Origin of the sequence: Tateyamaria sp. Alg231-49 (genome assembly GCF_900143535.1) — a bacterium.
In the GTDB taxonomy this organism is placed as follows: Bacteria; Pseudomonadota; Alphaproteobacteria; order Rhodobacterales; family Rhodobacteraceae; genus Tateyamaria.
On the sequence record NZ_FRFA01000032.1, the window covers coordinates 1 to 17454 of the forward strand.

Genomic DNA, 17454 nt, shown 5'->3' on the forward strand with positions numbered 1-17454 from the left:
GTTGAGCGCGGCTCTTTTGGCCCGGTCTTCAAGTCCTCCACCGTCGCCCGCTTGCGCCACTTTGCAACGGTCTTGGGGTTGATACCCAACTCCTTGCTTAGCTGCGCGAGCGAAGCTTGCGATCGCTGTATTGCAGCTCTGACGGCGTGCGTTGTCGTGGCGCTCCCGTGACGAACTTGTCCCATAATGCTTCCTTCCAAGCCTGAGAAAGGATCGCACCATCAAACCGCGGGATCAAACACCTAGGCTCTGGACCTATAAACGGGTCCCGGCGTCAACGGCTGCTTTGACTCAGACCAGACACTGGCGAAAAACACGGCTATGACTGCTCAGCGGGACTTTGCAGACATTGACGTTTGGGCATGTTGCTGACGCAGCATTTGTTCGCAGTCGCAGAGACGTGTTTTTTGCGGTGCCGCGAGTTTCACCAGAGCAGCTATTCAAATCCACCTTCAAGTACCAGACCCGGACTGTCCTTTCGCTGCGAAGAGATCAAACTGGCATGATAAGGACAAAGCTGCCTTCAAAAAATAGTAGTTTTCCGACAACCCTGCACATCAGTTGGCCACTTGCACAACGGAGGTCCTTTGAACGCGCGATGTCCATATGATTACACTCAAGATTAATGCCGCACCCAGCAAGTTCGCCAGAAGCGCTAGCGGCCAATAGGCCCCCATTGCACCGAGAACCAGCAAAGGGGCCGTGACCCACCCGATGGGGCCTTCGGCATACCATTGGATCAGCGCGTTGGTGGCATAGATGCCAAAGAGCGCGAAAAACCCGATTTGCAGGACCTCGATCAAGTCACCTGAGATGAGTGGTGTATAGGCAAAAAGCAGTGGCACGATGTAAAGGCCTTTGGCGATCTTCCAGCTCTCAAAACCTGTCTTCATAGGACGCGACCCCGCAATGCCAGCAGCCACAAAGGCAGCCAGACAAACGGGCGGGGTCACGTTTGAGTCCTGGCTCAGCCAGAAGATGATCAAGTGGGCGGTCAGCAGGAAAGTGTTCTGCAACGCCGGGTCCACCATGACGGGGCGGATCGTGACAGCGACCTCAAACGGGATGGCGCGGATCAGCGACCATGCTTCCGCTTTGCTCATACCCTCAGAGACTTGCATGGCTAAAGGGTGATCCACAAGGAAGAACAGCGCGGATTGTGAAGGATCGGAAATTCCCTGAACAAGCTGTTCTACGATCACGCCATCTGCCATCAAGCCGGCCAGTGCGGGTGCGGTGAGGATCGCGAGGATGATATAGGCGGCCGTCACAGGCAGCCCCATGCCCAACACCAAAGATGCAATCGCGATTAGCACAATCGCCAGCGCAAGCGAGCCTTGCGACCATTGCGCAATCATGAGCGAGAAACCGTTGCCCACGCCACTGGTGACGATGGCGTTGTTCATGATCCCAATCGCGGCGAGAAGGATGGCCGTCATGATTGCAGAACGGATGCCGCTGATCAGCGCCTCGGCAATTCGCGAGGGGCCCATGTTGACAGGTTTGAACATTCCGTTCTTGGTCATGCGCGCCAGCAGGCTGGTGCCCCATGACGTCACCACCAACGCAAGGATCGCCCAGCAAGCGGCAAAAGACGGTGTCACGCCGGAGAGCAGCATCCAGATCATCACCATCAGCGGCAGAATGAAAACCAGACCTCCCGACAAGAGCTTACCTTTATCTACGGTCAGGTCGATCTCTGCCCCCGCATCGTATTTGACAGCCTCGATGCGCACGATTGCGGCAACCGACAGGAAATAGAGGATCGCAGGCACGACCGATACAGCAACAATCGTGCCGTAGGGGATAGAGGTATAGCTCGCCATCACGAAAGCCCCTGCCCCCATGATAGGCGGCATCAATTGTCCCCCGGTGGAGGATGCCGCCTCGACCCCGCCGGCAAACTGCGGGCGGAACCCGTTTGATTTCATCAACGGGATGGTGATCACGCCCGTGGATGCTGTGTTGGCGATGGCCGAGCCAGAGATCGTGCCTGTGAGAGCAGAAGACAGCACCGCCACGAAAGCCGCGCCGCCTTTGATGCGGCCTGCGATGATCTTGGACAGCTCGATCACAAAATTGCTTGCGCCTGAAACCACCAGAAAACCACCAAAGACCATGAACAGGGTAATGTTCGTCACAGAAATGGTGGTCAAAATGCCAAACAGCGCTTCGTCGTTATAAAGCGTGCGGAACAAGACGTCGTCAACGGGCAGGCTGGCCGAGCGGAAGACGCCGGGCAACCATGACCCCAGAAAGAGAATGTAGCAAAGCGATGTGATAACGAGGATGGGGATCACCCAACCCGATACGCGCCGCGACAGATCAATCGCGGCAAAGATCAATAGCAGACCTGCGGCCCAGTCGATCGCGCCAAACTGCCAACCCTGACCTGTTACAGCAAGCGAGCGCTCATACAGCCCTGATTCAGCGCTTGCCACCCAGAGGGCCGCGGCGGCGATCAATAAGCCATATGTAAAGTCCGCGATCCAAGCCCAAGTTTGATTGGCTTTGCTGCCCCAAGGGCTGATCGTCACGGCAGCCAGAAAGCCGAAGCCTGCAAAGTGAATGGCGTTTTGCCAAAGACCGGGTTCATTTAGGAAAACGTTGGTGGCGACATGCCACAGGGCGAAAACCAAGGCAAAAGCCGCTACGATATAGTGCACACCAAACGGACCTTGCGGCACTTGCAGCAAGCTGCTGCGCGGATCGATTTGAAACTCGTGATCTTTGGCCATGTCGCCCCCCATTGAACACAGAAAAGGGACGCCAAATCCGACGCCCCTTTTCTACTTCTTTTGGCTTATTCTGCGATCAGGTTCGCAGGGATATCCAAACCAACTTCGGTGTAGTAGCGCGCAGCACCTGGGTGCAGGGGCGCTGGCAGGCCAGCCATTGCGGCCTCAACTGCCATCGCTTTGGTCGCGGGGTGGATGGCTTGCAGGAAGGGCAGGTTTTCATACATGGTCTTGGTCAGCAGATACACATGCTCTTCGTCGACGCTGGCGTTCACGGCGAGGAAGTTAGGCTGAGCGATCGTGTTCACGTCCTTGTCCTGACCAGGGTATGTGCCAGCGGAGATTGTGTAAGGCACCCAAAGATTGCGCCCGCCGTCCATTACTGCGGCCTGTTCTTCGGTTACGTCCAGAATGGTGAACTTGCCCTCGTTGGAGGCCATCAGCTTGGTGATCGCACCCGTTGGGGGGCCTGACGGGATACCGGCGGCAACAGCTTGGCCGTTTGCCATCGCGTCTGCTGTGGGGCCGTAACCTGCATCAACCAGTGTAAAGTCTTCCAGTGTCAGACCAAGACCGGACAGCAGTACCTTGTTGGACCCGATGGTGCCAGAGTTCTGACGCCCCATGCCAACAGATTCTCCTTTGACAGACATCAAATCTTCAACGGTGCCAGTGGCAGCTTTGTCAGCGGCCATGACGAATTGCTCAACGTTCTGCCACAGCATCGTAACAGAGCGCAGGTTCTCCTGAGGCTCGCTGACGGGGCCTGTGCCTGTTACGGCATAAGATCCGAAGAGACCCTGCAAAATAGCAAAGTCAGCTGTGCCCGCTGACAAGGCCTGCACGTTTGCACCGGAACCTGCGGAATTCACAGCCGTGAGCGAGAACTTTTGCTTTGGCAGCAATTTGACCTTGGACAAGGTTGAGATCGCTGTGCCAACTGGGTGGTATGTACCACCTGTGGACGCAGTGCTCAGAACATAGTCGGTGCTGTCCGCAAACGCGGCACCTGACGCGACGAGTGTGGCGCTCAGCGTGAGCGCTTTAAAAAACTTCATGATGATCCTCCCAGAATCTTTGTGCCAACTTGGCTGAGGGTATTCATGAGGGATGCAAAAAATCAGTCATATGAAGGAAAACGCAGGGTGTTCAAAAAAGACTCTGTGGATTTCCGCAGAGTGGATTTAACGCTTCAACAGGGCATCTTTGTCGAGGGCAAGTTTCACCACTTTCTCGTTCAACGTGCGCCGGCCTATCCCTAAGGACGCGGCGGCGTCATCCATACGTCCGGCTTCTTGTCGGATGGCCTGGCTAATCAATTCCCGCTCAAACGCCGCGACTGCTTCACGCAGGGTGCCAGGGAAAGACTGAGCCGTCGTTTGACGTGCGATAGCTTGGCGCACAGAGCCGCCACCGCGCCGCTCGGCCAACACGCGCCGCTCTGCCACGCTTTGCATTTCGCGCACATTGCCGGGCCACGGATGTGACATCAACGCTGAGACATCATCGTTGGTCAGATGCGGCTGCGACAACTCATAGAGTTGGGCAAAGTGGGTAAGGTAGTGACGGAACAGCAGCAAAATATCATTACCGCGATGCGCCAGATTGGGCAGTTCAATCACGAGCGTATTGAGACGAAACATCAGGTCTTCGCGAAAGGTCCCGTCCGCGACTTGCTGTTCTATTTGCGGCGAGGCTGCACTGATCACACGCAGGTCGACGGACCGCATCTCCGCATCACCAATTCGTTGATAAGTTTTGGTTTCAATAGCCCTTAGAAACTTGGCTTGGGTCTCTGCGGGCATTGAATCCAGCTCATCCAAAAACAAGGTGCCGCCATCCGCCGCCGCCATCAGCCCGCCCGTACCATCAACGGTGCCATAAACAGTTTCTTCAAACCGCTCCGGCGGGATGGTTGCGCAGTTTACAGGAATAAACGGCGCTGTGGGTTTGCCGCCGATATCATGCAGCGCACGTGCTACCGTGTCTTTGCCAGTGCCCGTCTCGCCCAGAATGATCACATTTGCGCGGCTCAGGGCGAAATCAAAGATAAGGTCATGCACCGAGGTGATCTGGTCACTTTTCCCAATCAGAACACGCTCAAGATCAGTCAGTTCTGCCAAGCGGTCCTGCAAGGCATTGGTGTCATCAATCAGGCGTTTCATGCGGATAGCGTTCTTGAGAATTCCTAGCAGTCTGCGCGGCTCGAACGGCTTTTCTACAAAGCTGTAGGCTCCGTCCTGCAAGGCATTTACAGCCATCGGAATGTCGCCATGAGCCGAAATCAGCACCACTGGCACATGGCTGATTTCGCGCACCTTTTTCTGAAACGCGAGCCCATCCATTTCAGGCATCTGCACATCACTCAAGATTACGTCCGGCGCATGTGTTTGAAGCATTGCCAAACCTTCGGATGCGCTTTTGACCAGATGCGTTTCGTAATTTGCGCTTTGCAAAAGGTGGCCAAGCGAGACACGCATTTCCATGTCGTCATCGATCACCAGAATCCGTTCTGGTTTCATATGCTTTCCTCATCATGCATTCGGGGCAGAGTGACGATAAACTCAGCCCCCTGATCGACACTGCCCAGCCGCAGTGTACCCTCGTGATCATGAATGATCTGTGTCGCAATAGCGAGGCCAAGCCCCATGCCAACGCCCGAAGGTTTGGTGCTGAAAAACGGCTCTTGCAGGTCAGACAGATTTGCCCCTTCCAGCCCCGGCCCATTGTCAAAGATGCGGATTTCGACCTGATCGCCTGTTTCAGAAAGGGTCACGTGGATTACAGGGTTAAGCGTGTCCGCAACGGCTTGAATGGCATTTTTCATAAGGTTGGTGAAGACCTGCTCCAACTGCACCTGATTACCGTACAGGTAGATCGCAGGGTCGATGTCAGCGCATTCCAAGGTGATTTTCTGGCGGCTCAAATCATCACTTAACAGCGCTGTGGTTTCATTTATGATGAGAGAGAGCCGCACGGCTTTCTTATCTTCTTGCCGCCCTCGCACGAAAAACTTGAACTGCTGTGTGATCGATTCCATGCGGTTCACCAGCTTGTTGAGATTTGCAGCCGTGGCAGGAGAGGTGATTTCATTCCCGATCTCTGCTGCAGCCAGATGGTTCTTGAACGCACTGATGGGTTGTCCAAGCTCGTGGGTGACAGAGGCCGCAATGTTTCCCAAGGCCGCCATTTTGGAACTGCGCGCCAGCTCGGTCTGAGCCACTTCGAGTTGATGATTGGTGGTGACCAACGCATTCCGTTGTCTCTCCGAAACCTGATAGGCCAGTGCGATGCGGCGCGACCGCAGGTAAGTGGAAAACCCAACAAGCATAGCGATAGCGCTGCTAAACAGAGCGGTGGCGATTAGGGTTTGGCGCAAGATCAGGCTTTGTGGATGTAAGTAATACACCGTCCATTCGCGCCAGTCACTTTGAACTGCGTTAGCCAGATATGCGCGGCCATCCACCAAGGCGCGCCCCGCTGGCTTTGCCTCCCAAGGCAAGGGCGCAAGCGTCTCTACCCCGAACTGACGGCTGTTCATAATGCGCTGGCGCACGTCTGTGTCCAAGATGCCGATCGGCCGATAGAGCCATGAAGGGTCTGAGGCCAGAACCACAATGTTGTTCTCGTCTACAGCGACGACAGTTTCGCTGTTGCTTTCCCAAAAGCGCTGCAATCCGCTGACATCAATCTTTATGGCCATGACCCCTTGTGGGGCATCCCCGTTCACCATGATAGGCTCAGCCACGAAATAGCCGGGGCGTCCTGACGTGGCTCCAATCGCGAAATAATCGCTGCGTTGTCCTTTCAGTGCGTTCTGAAAGTAGGGTCGAAACCCATAGTTTTGGCCTAAAAAACTCTGTGGCTCACCTGCATTAGAACTTGCAACGACAAGCCCTTTCGCATCCATCAAGTAGATCGCCTCTAGTTTAGCTTGCTGGGTGATTTCCTTAAGGCGCGCACTCGTGAAGGGTTCTTCCTCGGGTTTGCCCAAGGCAGTGGAGTTGCGGGGATCACTCGCAATGACAAATGGCAGGTGCTGATGCTGGCGAAACATCTCATTCACTGAGCGCAAGTATAGAACGCTGCGGTTCGCTGCGGTTTGCGCCTCAACGCGCTCAAAATAGCGTTGTGAGACCATAAAAACGAGCAGCGTCGCCAAAGCCACTGTCAAGATCAGCACACCCAGAACGCCACGCCGCATTCTTCGTGGAAGAAAGTTCTCAGTACTTTGGGGCATCACGTCCTCCTCGCATTGAAGGAATAGATGTTTCTGACAAGCAGTAAATGGTTTTGCTGCGGACCCTTACAATAAGCCTGCGGAAATCTGCAGGCCAAGAAGGGAGTATCGCAATTCGCATCTCAATGATTGAGACGCATTTCTACGCGAACGGTCGAGAAGCAGTATCTAGAGAAGCCGAAAAGCCGGGTAAAGACTAATCAATTGTGATTGACCCCTTTGAATTTGGCAGAACTCGTCTGGGTTTTGCGATTTAATCTGACCTGGCTCTCAAAAGTACCGTCACCGTTGGGATGTCTTGGTGTTTCTGGCACCACGGGCAGCGCGTCGATTGTCATCTTTGCCCGTAACTGCTCAGATGCGATCAAGTTACCCCTGCGGAGGGCATGCGTGACCGCTTTGCTCACCGCGAGGCAGCGTAGGAATTCGGGCTTTTGCAGCAATTTCTGTGCTGCGAATGCGCGCAGCACAATTCTGACACTTCCGCTATGGGCTCGATGCAGTCATTCGACCGTTTTTCTTAAACGGCAGCTTTGAAGCGCTGAGCAGCCGTTCACGACCGGAAATTCGAAGTTGTGGTCCTGAAAGACTGCTTTCACCAAAAGCGGACACTTACGGAAAATCGGTCTACTTCCGCTCTGCGGGACTTAGCCGCCGTTGCCGGAAACTGCTCCAATGTCTCCTGCCGGCCCATTGCCGCCGCTGGTGCAAAATCCGTCTAATGACTGCTCCCAGCCCGAAGCGGAATGAATTGCATTGTATCATGCGGCAAAAGCGGACAATTGCGAAAAGCAAATCGCATGACCGCAGTGCGGGACAAGGCCGATATTCAGAACCCTTTCAATCCACCAATCCGTTGGGATATGACATGCCGGGGGGCGTGGCACGCGCGCCAATGTCGTCTTGCCCACCTATCTGGAGGGAAGGGTGCAAGCCGGGATAAGTCCGAAGCTGTCACAGGATGATCACATGAAGCAGGCGTGTCATTGACCGAATGAAGCACAGATCGCGCGGTATCTTTTGTCACCCGGCGAACATTGTGCTTGCAAAAACTGTGTGTTCAGTTCGTTAGGGCATTCATTAGAAATTCGATCCCATGTGCGGTCGCTCTTTTGGCGATTGTTGTTGGCTTTATCAAACAGGGCGCTGGCTTCTTGATGAAACTCTTCAACCCCTCCATGGGTGCGTTTATATCGGTCATAGGCTCGGTGATACTTGGCCCGGACCTCTTCACTGTCTTGCATGATCTTGAGGATTTTTTCCAGCCGGACCACTTCGGCCTCATCTTCGGCCAAAGCGCGCTTAAGCTTGGATTGCATGGCCTTCAATGCCGGTTCATCAGCTTTGTAGCTGTCCCAAGAGGCTTTGTAGGCGGTCGCCTGCGAGAATAGGTCAGCGCAATGATTGAACGTCGCCTCCTCTTTGGCCGTTGCCGAATACGTCCCTTGTGGTGGAACGCTTGGCGCATTGGTGGTGGAGCCATTCATTTCGGCAACATCGCGCAGAATACGTTTCGCCGCAGCGCTGAACCCTTTTGTTGGGAAAGTTGTGGTTCGGAATACCTCGTCCTGGGCGAAATAGCCTGCGCCCATGACGTTATTCTTTTCATTGTCCACGAGGGCGGCCAGGTCGCCCTCCGTTAAATCCACCACAATGAATTGAGGCATGCCCTTACTGTCCGGCTGCACAGTGATCTCACCTTTTACAAGGTAATCCGACTCATAGCGGCCAGACATACCAAGTCCCTCACGGGTGCGGATGAACACTTCGGCTTGCGCGTTGTAACCGGGATGAAAGAACCGTTCGGGATTCACATAGGTAAACCACAGCTGAAGTTTATCACCGTTCGTGAAGTAAATGAGTTCCATTTTGCTTTGGTTCACGGAGGCTTCTGCGACGACTGCTTCAGCAATGGTTCCGCGGTTCTGGATGCCTTTATATTCCCAGTCGGAAACTTGAGCATAGGCCGGAATGGAAAATAGCAGCATGAAAACTACTGCAAACCTGGATGAAAGGTTTTTCAAGGTTTCTCCCAGCCCTAGGTGACCCACGTTTTTTGAGAGATTTTTGATTTCAAGTTCATCCCTAGTTTTCGCATTGTCACTACAGTGACGTAGAGGAAAGCCGCTTTCAATGGAAAAAATGGCTGGCCTCTTTCATAACTCCGTGATCCGCGCGTTGCACTCGCACTCCGGCCCCCAAGAGGCGGGACAAGCATAAACTGTAGTGCTTCTAACATCGCCTCCAACACCAGCGTCATAAGATCACCCCTCTCCGTCAATGATACGCTACTCTGGGCTCAAAGTTTTAATTCTCCACAAATGGCTCAAATGTCTGCATCGGGGAAATGCCAAGACTTTGCAAAGGTCGCTATCTGCGCATTGCGGCCATTCGTATCTAGTGCAGCATTCGGCACTTTGGGCTCAGAGCCGTCGTTCGCTGCACTGTGCATCAAGGTCGACTGTGCGGACTTTCCAGCCGTTCGCCGCGACCGCGAAATCTGGGGTTCGCGAGCGCAGCATTCGACACCATGGGCGAAAGCGGTCGTTCGCCGCAGGTGCATGAGATTTATCGGTTTGAACAAGAGCTGACATTCGGGTGGGCGTGAAATGGCGACGCTTTCGACGAAGGTGTTTGGTGCTTGTATTGCCGAGGCAAACTGTCTTCTGCGGCTGACGTAGTTAGCCTCCTCGTTTGATGTTCGCCTTGGGAACACTCCAAAAGGCTTTGAATTCGAAGGTGACGCAAACAGTATGGCGAGGTTTTATGATTGCATCGGACGTTGATCGCCGGGACACCCTTCCTCGTCTCGAAGACTTAAGCGTGTCTCGACATTCTGTACGCGTCTCTTTCTTTATATGAATGCATCAGGTTATCCGCGGAGTTGGCTGGGAGACCGCCCCGTCAAACGGCGCACTGCGCGTGTCAACGCCGAAGGAGAAGAGTAGCCCAGCCGTTCTGCGATATCCTGTATTGTTGCGTCTTGCGCCTCAAGGACATCAATGGCCAGTCTGCGACGTACGATATCAATTTGCTCCGAAAAAGAGGTTCCTTCACTGTTGAGTCTGCGTTGAATCGTTCGAACGGGCATGCCTGCTGCAAATGCCACCCTCGCCACGGTCGGTTCACCTTCATGCAGCATACCATCGATAATGGGCCGGATTGATCCGCCGATTGAGGTATCTTCCGCCAATGGCGGAATCTTGGATACATCGATTGTTTTTGACCGGTCCCTCGCGGGCGAAACAAACGGCTTGTTTGCAACCGCTGTATCAACACTCATCCTTAGAACAGGTCTGTGTGCTTCTGTAATGACGGCGTCAAAGTGCTCCTTCATCGAAGACAGACCAAATTCAGGGTGCGGAACTGCTTCGATATGGGTAAAAAATGGCGGGGACAATGCGGTGAAGCGGAACAGTTGCTGCAGCATGCTCAGCATCAGGACTTGCACCGCATGATAACTCTCAGGGTCAATTTCAAATTGGAAACTGTGCTCAATGACTGTTTTTCCGGCGTCTTCGGTCACAAGAAAATTCTCGTGTGTTGAATGCATAGGCATTGCAAAGCTGATCCGATGAAGCGCTTCAGCAGGCGACTGGCTGCCTAATGCGACACCTCCAATGAACGCGAGTTCGGCAACACTCGATTGCTGCACAATCTTGATGCCAACATCAGGCCCCTGTGCTCGCGATAAATCCCGAAGAAGTCTTATGCCGTTCAACGTCGGCAAAGGGTTCAACGGGTGGAGGAAAAACCAGTAGGACAAATCTGCCGCGTCGAGATAGCTGTTTGTCTCAAGTCGATTCATATCCATGAAACGAACCAGAGGCAGCAAATTGGCGGCTCGGATCAACGGGGCAGTTTTTGCCATCAAATTCTTTCCTGTCTTCAACACTTTGGGCAAAGTTCTCTCCAAAGCTGAGGTGAAGACAGTAAACGATCGGCCACGCGGATCAAGCCGTACTCAGAATGTCCAACGGGTGCGCAACCCAAAAAGCCAAGCATCGTCAAAACCGATATTCGCAGCCGGGTTCCTGACATATTGGATAGACGGCGTAATCACAAAACGTTCCGCAAGTTGAAACCGATAAAAGACTTCGGCGGTCGTTTGTTCTCTGAGGGCTTCGGTGGACGGGTCCCCCCAACTCACGGCAAAGGCGATAAGATCGCTGTTGATCCGGTGTTTGGTGTCAATGGCGATGCCAACACCTGCAAGCACATCCTTTTCGAAAATGGATGCTTTGCCATCGGATACACCCGCTAACATGAAGGCGTAGTAGCGGTCGTTAAACAAATGACTTGCCGCAAAGGTTGCTCCGATACTGGATGGAGTTCCCGAGTCCTCAAGTCTGTCCTGATGCCACAATTGCAGACTGACTTTGTCATAACGCGCGCGTTCGGGCGTTGTTGTATACCACCGAAGTTCGACGGATGAGAAGAATTCTTTTTGGCCAATCGTATCAAATGGGTTTTCCGCTGTTTTCCCGTTTGCATCATGGACACCGGCAACAACCACGAGGTTAGGATTGATCTCATAGCCAAAGCCCAGTCCGATGCCCCGACCAGGCGCAGGTTTGGACAAACTGCTTTGCAAGGCTGTATTCTGGAAACCTCGCATCGAGGACGACAATGCGTGGGTGTTATACCAGGAGATGGCGCTGATCTTGCCAAAAATGAATTTAAAGCGCCCATCAAAAGTGGATTGACGCCATGCCAGTTCTGTCAGAGCCAAGCCGAAGTCGCTAAACCCGGTGCCCGAGGGCGCAACACTGCCAAACTGAAATCCAAACTGGCTGGGGGGAATATCTGAATTGATTGTGTTTCGGTTTTCGAGCCTGAACGTCAACCTGCCTGCGTTCTTGGTGCCGCGATTGAGCAGAGTCCACGCCCCTTGGATCTGAAAACGATCCGCCAAAGCATTCGTTTCTCCGACATCTTCATTGGTTGTCTGATACAGCGCCTGATAGCTCAGCTGCAATTGCAGGCCAAACCGTTGGTTCAGGCTTTTTTTCCAGTCAAAATATGGCTGAAAAAACCCTTCTATTTTCGGGAAACTGAGAACCGGATCAACCGCAATGTCATCGACTGAAAGGTCTTCGACAACGCTGTCGCCGCCTTCAAGACTATTTGAAACGCCGTATCCGGAGTGGGTCTTGGGCGGTTGCGTTGATTGCGACTGCGCGTCAGCCACTCCGAAGAGGCACGATAGCATCGCAGCAACAATCAACGTCAGGCAGGTTTTGTGAGTGGTGCAGGATAGCATTACTGAGAAACCACCAACGAATAGTACTGCTCCATATCATCACCGACCATATTGGAAGGTGTTTCGATACGCTGGATAACAATGAGATTGTTCTCTGGTGTACGCACGCCAAAGTTCCAGCCTTGTGACAAATTGAGCTGCTCTGACAGGTTGGCCGGATCGCCGTCTTTTACCTTGGCGCCATACGCGTTCAGGACATAGGATTTTCCATCTGGTCCGGTCAGCTCATAGACAGGTCGGTCGGCCATGAAAGTAATATTCTGACTTTTGTGCGTGACATATGGCTTGTATGGATCGGACCCCTTGCCAGATCCAAGTGATGCCAAAGGCAGTGACGCTGCATAGCGCGCCTCAATGCCTGCGAATGTCTGGGTTTCGCCAAGTCCAAGAGTCTGTTCGTCCATCGCCCAGAATTTCGGGCCGTTGACTTGAGCCACCTTCGCGCCAAAGGCTTTTGCGATCGCTACCGGGTCGGCTGCCGCAAACTGTTCTTCCGGACAGCCCGGGGATGCAGACGTATTGTAGATATCCACGCGATCTTCAAAAACCAGCAGAAACTCGCAAAACCGCATCCCCCTGATGTCGCTGAGAGTTATGTCCTCGACGGGTTTTGTATCCTGAGCATGCGCTCCGAATGAAAAACACATTGCGACCAGTGCCGCTCCCACAAATGTGCTTCTTGAATTTTCCAACATCTATTAAACCTTTCGTCTTTTCCTGGAACACAGCCGCCTGTGTCATCTTGGGTTATTCTGATTGAGCGTTTCCGCAACCCGGCCAACCTGGCCACATCTGTGTGATCATTCTGCTGGCATGACCTGCAAGGCGATGAATCCGTTTTCCACCATGTAGTAGAACCGCCCGCCATATCCGGGGGACAACAGCGTGTTGAAATTCATCGGCTCAAAGAAATCGGATTCAGCAAGAACCTTGCCCGTTTTCGCATCCAGCCAGATCGCTTGCTGCTTGTAAGTCGGCGCAGAGGTTTGAACCAGATCCTGAAGTGGTGTGTCCAGTTCTGCACGCGATGTGCCAAGGACACGCCTGTCTGCCGGGCCATAGAGCGTCTGGAGTGCAGACGACGATCCGTCTCCCGACCATGCAGTCTCCATCGCGCCGGTGTCCTTGTCGAACGTCATACCTGCGATCTTCGCGAGGGCCAGATCCGCGGAAAACACCATGCTGTTTTCTTCGTCGATTGCAGCTTTTGGCGGTGCCCAGCTCAACCCTGTGGGCACGTCTGTGCCAAACGGATAGTGCCGCACCAATTTTGTCGGGTCGTCCTGATGGATCGCAACAATTGCAGATGCCGCCTCTTTGGTTGGGAGCCCGTTCACCTGCATCACGACCCAATCGCCGAGAATGCCCGGCGCGTCGCCCGTGGTCTGACCTTCCTCAAGATAGTTCCCGACAACCCAGTTCTCATCCTGCGACAGCTTCTTCGCTTCGGGATCCCAGATGAAGCGATACGCTTTCAGGATCGACGGCGCGTAGATGACGGTCTTGCCATTATGCTCGGCGACGGTATGTGGCACGATTGCATTTTCAGGAACAGTCACTTGATCGTAGACGTCAAAGGTGTCGGGATTGACCGCCACGATTGTCGAAGGTGGCGACGCCGCAGCCCCGCCCGGGCATTGGAACGCTGCAAATGTGCCTTGGATATCGCACGGCGTTGCACGGGTCTGGTTTTTGACAAACAGCGTGCCGTCCGGGCCGATGGTGACGTGCTTGAAGTTGCTCCCGTCCGCCGGGGCGTCACTTGGCAGCGTGATGTGCTGCAGGATGCGTCCCGTGTTACCGTCCAGTTTGACCAGATTGGTGCCAAAGGCGATCGGAATGTTCCCATCGGGCAAGATGTTCAGATTTGCAGCACCTACCCAGTTTCCTGACACGTTTCCATTTTCAAGCACGGTGCGCCAGATTTCGGTTCCGGTTGTCGCGTCCACTTTGGCCACCCATGGGCCAATCGGCACCGGGCCTTGCGCGGGCGGTGTGTTACCGCCGGTCAGATACAGCTCACCCGGATACCGGTTGTTCATGAAAAGTACGCCTTGATAATTCTGCGGGCTGCGCCACGCAAAGACGTTGTTCGCCCCGCTCATGGACCCTAGAAAACTCGCGCACTCATATAGCTGGCTACGTTTGGCGTCGCTGACCTCTGCGGCGTTCAACGACCGAAAATATCCCGGCGTATCCCTGCTTTGTGCGCACTCCCATTCGCTTTGTTGCGCCACAAGATTGCCGGGGAAAGGGCCATTGGCCGAGATTTCGTTCAACACCAAAGCATCATCTGAATTTTCTTGGGCATTCGCCATTCCAATTGAAACCGCGAGAGACAATACAAGGGACGAGACAGCTGTAGCCGAGCGCATAAAAATTGGTCCTTTTCACGTTGCGAACCAAAGAAGTAGCATAGCAAATTATTGCTGACTTTACTTTGCACGCCACATTTTCGGATAATTAAGTTGTGAACCTACTGCCCAGAAACAGTTGGTCTGAGCGCATCAATAGAGTTGGGAAGCAGGATGGTGCACGCGATGATCAAACCCTGGTTCAATCAACACGTCAAAGTTGGTGCCTATCAAATCTGGCGTGGGCAAAAATTGATGACAACCTTCCAAATCGTTCGCGCGCCAAGGGTTGCACGTGGCAGGTCGCAGGCCTTTATCCGTTACGTCAGCTACGCAGGGCTCTGCTGTCGTTACCAAACAGAGTAAACAGGGCAGCAAAGTCCCGCAAACCGTGAGTTCGCGGACCCTAAGATTTTGCAGGCGCAGCGAACGGCCGGTTCGACAGGCCGCAGTGCAGCATGACGATGGCCCAGTGAATGGCCGATTGGTCCGGCTGAGGTAAGGATGATTTTGCTGCACATGCAAAATGCTGCGGGACGGCATTTGGTAAAGAGGGCTGATTCCGCTGAAAAAGTCATTGTTTTTGGCGTTGCGCGTTGAGCTACTGCACTGATTTTGCTGAAGGTCTGGTGCCTGATCCGGTTTTTAGCCTGTGGCGAGCACCATTGGCTTGAGTTTTGCTAGTTTGCGGAGGTTTTGGGCGGTTGCGGCGAGAGTAAATTCATCTTGAACACCACATGGGCCTCGTAATCGGAGCCTGCCCAATCCAAGGATACGTTTCAGATGGGCGAAGAGCATCTCGACCTTCTTGCGTCGCTTCTGGGCTGTGGGATTGAACTCTGATGTTGTGCATTCACGGGCGAAGTCTCTGACGACTTCGAATTTCTCGCGGCGGATACGGCGGGTGTCGGTGTTGGGGCAGCATTTGGCCTTTGACGGGCAGACCTGACAATCAGATTTGAGAGCGCCGTAGTTTCGGGCTTTCATGCCATGCGTATTCCGGGCGGGATCAGAATAATTGCGCCGGGTATGACGGAGCTCTTTGCCTTCTGGGCAAATGTATCGGTCGTTGTCATCGTCCCATGTGAAGTCAGCCCGAGACCATGTCCCATCCTTGCGTCTTGAGTTGTCAAAGACAGGGATGAAGGGGAGGATTTCCCGCTTCAGCGTGAGCCACACAAGGTTATCAGCAGACCCATATGCCGTGTCTGCCGCCAACCAATCGGGTTTGATGCCAAAACGCTCTTCAGTGCGATCAAGCATCTTGCGCATGGCACCCACTTCCGCCTGCCGGATCGACCTAGACGCATCCACATCCATGATGATCCCATGATCTGTGTCGATGAGATAGTTATCAGAATAGGCAAAGAATGCTGGGCCTTTGCGCGCCGCTGTCCACTGGCTGGCCGGGTCAGCGTGGGCAGTAAATTTAGGTTTGACCTCACTGGCCGCGCCAAAAGCCTCGTCGTCCAGCACCTCGAGATATTCCCTCACCGCGCGTGGCGCGTCATTGGCATCAGTTTTTCGGTCCGCCCAATCTTCGGGGTTGCTGGAATTCTGCTTCTGAACATCTGCGCTGATCAGACTGGCATCCACTGCAAAACCTTGACCGCCTACAAGTCCTTCCTGCATGCAGCGCGCGACAGACATCTCGAACACCTGGCGCAACAGATCACTCTCGCGGAACCGGCCGTGCCGGTTCTTGGAAAAGGTGGAATGATCGGGAATGCGGTCGGTCAGATCGAGGCGACAAAACCATCTGTATGCTAGGTTCAGATGGACCTCTTCGCAGAGCCGCCGTTCGGACCGGATGCCGAGGCAATAGCCCACCAAAAGCATCCGGATCAGAAGTTCTGGATCAATCGACGGGCGACCAGTGTGGCTATAGAAATCCGCCAGATGCGATCGGAGGCTACTTAGATCGACAAACCGATCAATGGACCGCAGCAGATGATCTTGCGGGACATGATCTTCCAGCGAGAACTCATAAAACAGTGCCGCCTGCGCTTCCTGCCTTGGTCCCATCATCGCCAATTCTCCTGCCTGATACCAGAAGTGAATCAGCCACGGACCCTCAAATCAACAAGAGTTTTTCAACGGAATCAGCTCTTTGGTAGCCTTCGCTGCGTGGATCACGAGTGACATGGTGTGTCTGTGGGTGCCGCTCTCCTTGGGCAAACGAGGTACAGTATACTGGCCTCAATGAAGCAGCCACAATGGAGAACGACAATGGCATATTACGTTGGATTGGACGTGTCCGTCAAAGAAACGTCGATTTGTATCATGGATGACAAGGGTGTTGTCGCCGCGCGCACGGATATCTCAACAGATCCGGATATGATCGCGCAGTTTATTTCAAAGCACGCGTCAGAGGTAGAGCGGGTCGTTCATGAGAGCGGCATTCTGGCGATTTGGCTCACCCGCGAATTGGAGAAACGTGGGATGCCTATCATTTGCATAGATGCGCGCCTGGCGCACAAAGCGCTGTCGGGGCGGATTAACAAGTCCGATCAGGGCGATGCTGAAGGATTAGCCCAGTTGGCGCGAACGGGTTGGTTCACTCAGGTCCATATCCGCAGCGAAGCTTCAGAGCGCATGCGCGTCCTTATCGGAACCCGCGAGCGGTTGATCCGCATGCGCAAGGATCTCGAAGGTCATGTGCGTGGTGTGCTCAAGGTGTTTGGTATTTGCATGACGTCGGTTGCGCCGGGAAAGTTGCGAAAAGGTTTTCGGGATCAGCTAACCGCTGTGGCGGATGCGGATCCGGCGATTGCGATGATGTCAGAAACGTTCATACCTCTGCATAAGACGCTTTGCATTGCCCGAGACGCGCTGGACGACGAGGTCAGGACCTGTCTC

At 53.9% G+C, this 17454-nt stretch carries 11 protein-coding genes and 1 pseudogene; 1 reads left to right on the forward strand and 11 read right to left on the reverse strand.

Annotated features, from left to right (window positions below; translation table 11 throughout):
* From DHN60_RS21775 to DHN60_RS21830, 11 genes and pseudogenes are all read right to left on the reverse strand, one after another.
* Window positions 1–185: pseudogene (locus DHN60_RS21775) on the reverse strand (helix-turn-helix domain-containing protein); the annotation flags it as partial.
* A gap of 372 nt (window positions 186–557) precedes the next feature.
* Entirely contained in the window at window positions 558–2738 is a 2181-nt protein-coding gene (locus DHN60_RS21780) for a TRAP transporter fused permease subunit (RefSeq protein ID WP_108839414.1), read from the reverse strand.
* 65 nt (window positions 2739–2803) lie between these two features.
* Entirely contained in the window at window positions 2804–3796 is a 993-nt protein-coding gene (locus DHN60_RS21785) for a TAXI family TRAP transporter solute-binding subunit (RefSeq protein ID WP_108839403.1), read from the reverse strand.
* A gap of 126 nt (window positions 3797–3922) precedes the next feature.
* Window positions 3923–5260 (reverse strand): sigma-54 dependent transcriptional regulator, encoded by a 1338-nt coding sequence (locus DHN60_RS21790; RefSeq protein ID WP_108839404.1) that lies wholly within the window; start codon window positions 5258–5260, stop codon window positions 3923–3925.
* Entirely contained in the window at window positions 5257–6978 is a 1722-nt protein-coding gene (locus DHN60_RS21795) for an ATP-binding protein (RefSeq protein ID WP_108839405.1), read from the reverse strand. Before DHN60_RS21795 ends, DHN60_RS21790 begins: the two co-directional genes overlap by 4 nt.
* A 983-nt stretch (window positions 6979–7961) precedes the next feature.
* Complete coding sequence (locus DHN60_RS21800; protein ID WP_108839406.1) at window positions 7962–8966, reverse strand: hypothetical protein; 1005 nt, start codon at window positions 8964–8966, stop codon at window positions 7962–7964.
* 884 nt (window positions 8967–9850) lie between these two features.
* A complete protein-coding gene (locus DHN60_RS21805; protein WP_108839407.1) occupies window positions 9851–10849 on the reverse strand; it encodes a helix-turn-helix transcriptional regulator in 999 nt (332 codons plus the stop codon).
* A gap of 93 nt (window positions 10850–10942) precedes the next feature.
* Window positions 10943–12169: a carbohydrate porin gene (locus DHN60_RS21810; protein WP_159089338.1), complete on the reverse strand. Its 1227-nt coding sequence runs from the start codon at window positions 12167–12169 to the stop codon at window positions 10943–10945.
* Window positions 12170–12240: 71 nt separating this feature from the next.
* Complete coding sequence (locus DHN60_RS21815) at window positions 12241–12909, reverse strand: hypothetical protein (RefSeq protein WP_234423745.1); 669 nt, start codon at window positions 12907–12909, stop codon at window positions 12241–12243.
* Between the two features lie 132 nt (window positions 12910–13041).
* The gene (locus DHN60_RS21820; RefSeq protein WP_159089340.1) at window positions 13042–14616 is read right to left on the reverse strand and encodes a hypothetical protein; all 1575 of its coding nucleotides are present in this window, start codon (window positions 14614–14616) and stop codon (window positions 13042–13044) included.
* Window positions 14617–15240: 624 nt separating this feature from the next.
* On the reverse strand, window positions 15241–16623 hold the full coding sequence (locus DHN60_RS21830; protein ID WP_108839412.1) for an IS1182 family transposase: 1383 nt from the start codon (window positions 16621–16623) through the stop codon (window positions 15241–15243).
* 201 nt (window positions 16624–16824) lie between these two features.
* On the opposite strand from DHN60_RS21830, the gene DHN60_RS21835 reads away from it, so the two are divergent.
* Window positions 16825–17454: transposase (locus tag DHN60_RS21835; protein ID WP_108839413.1), on the forward strand; the 630-nt coding region annotated here is incomplete at its 3' end.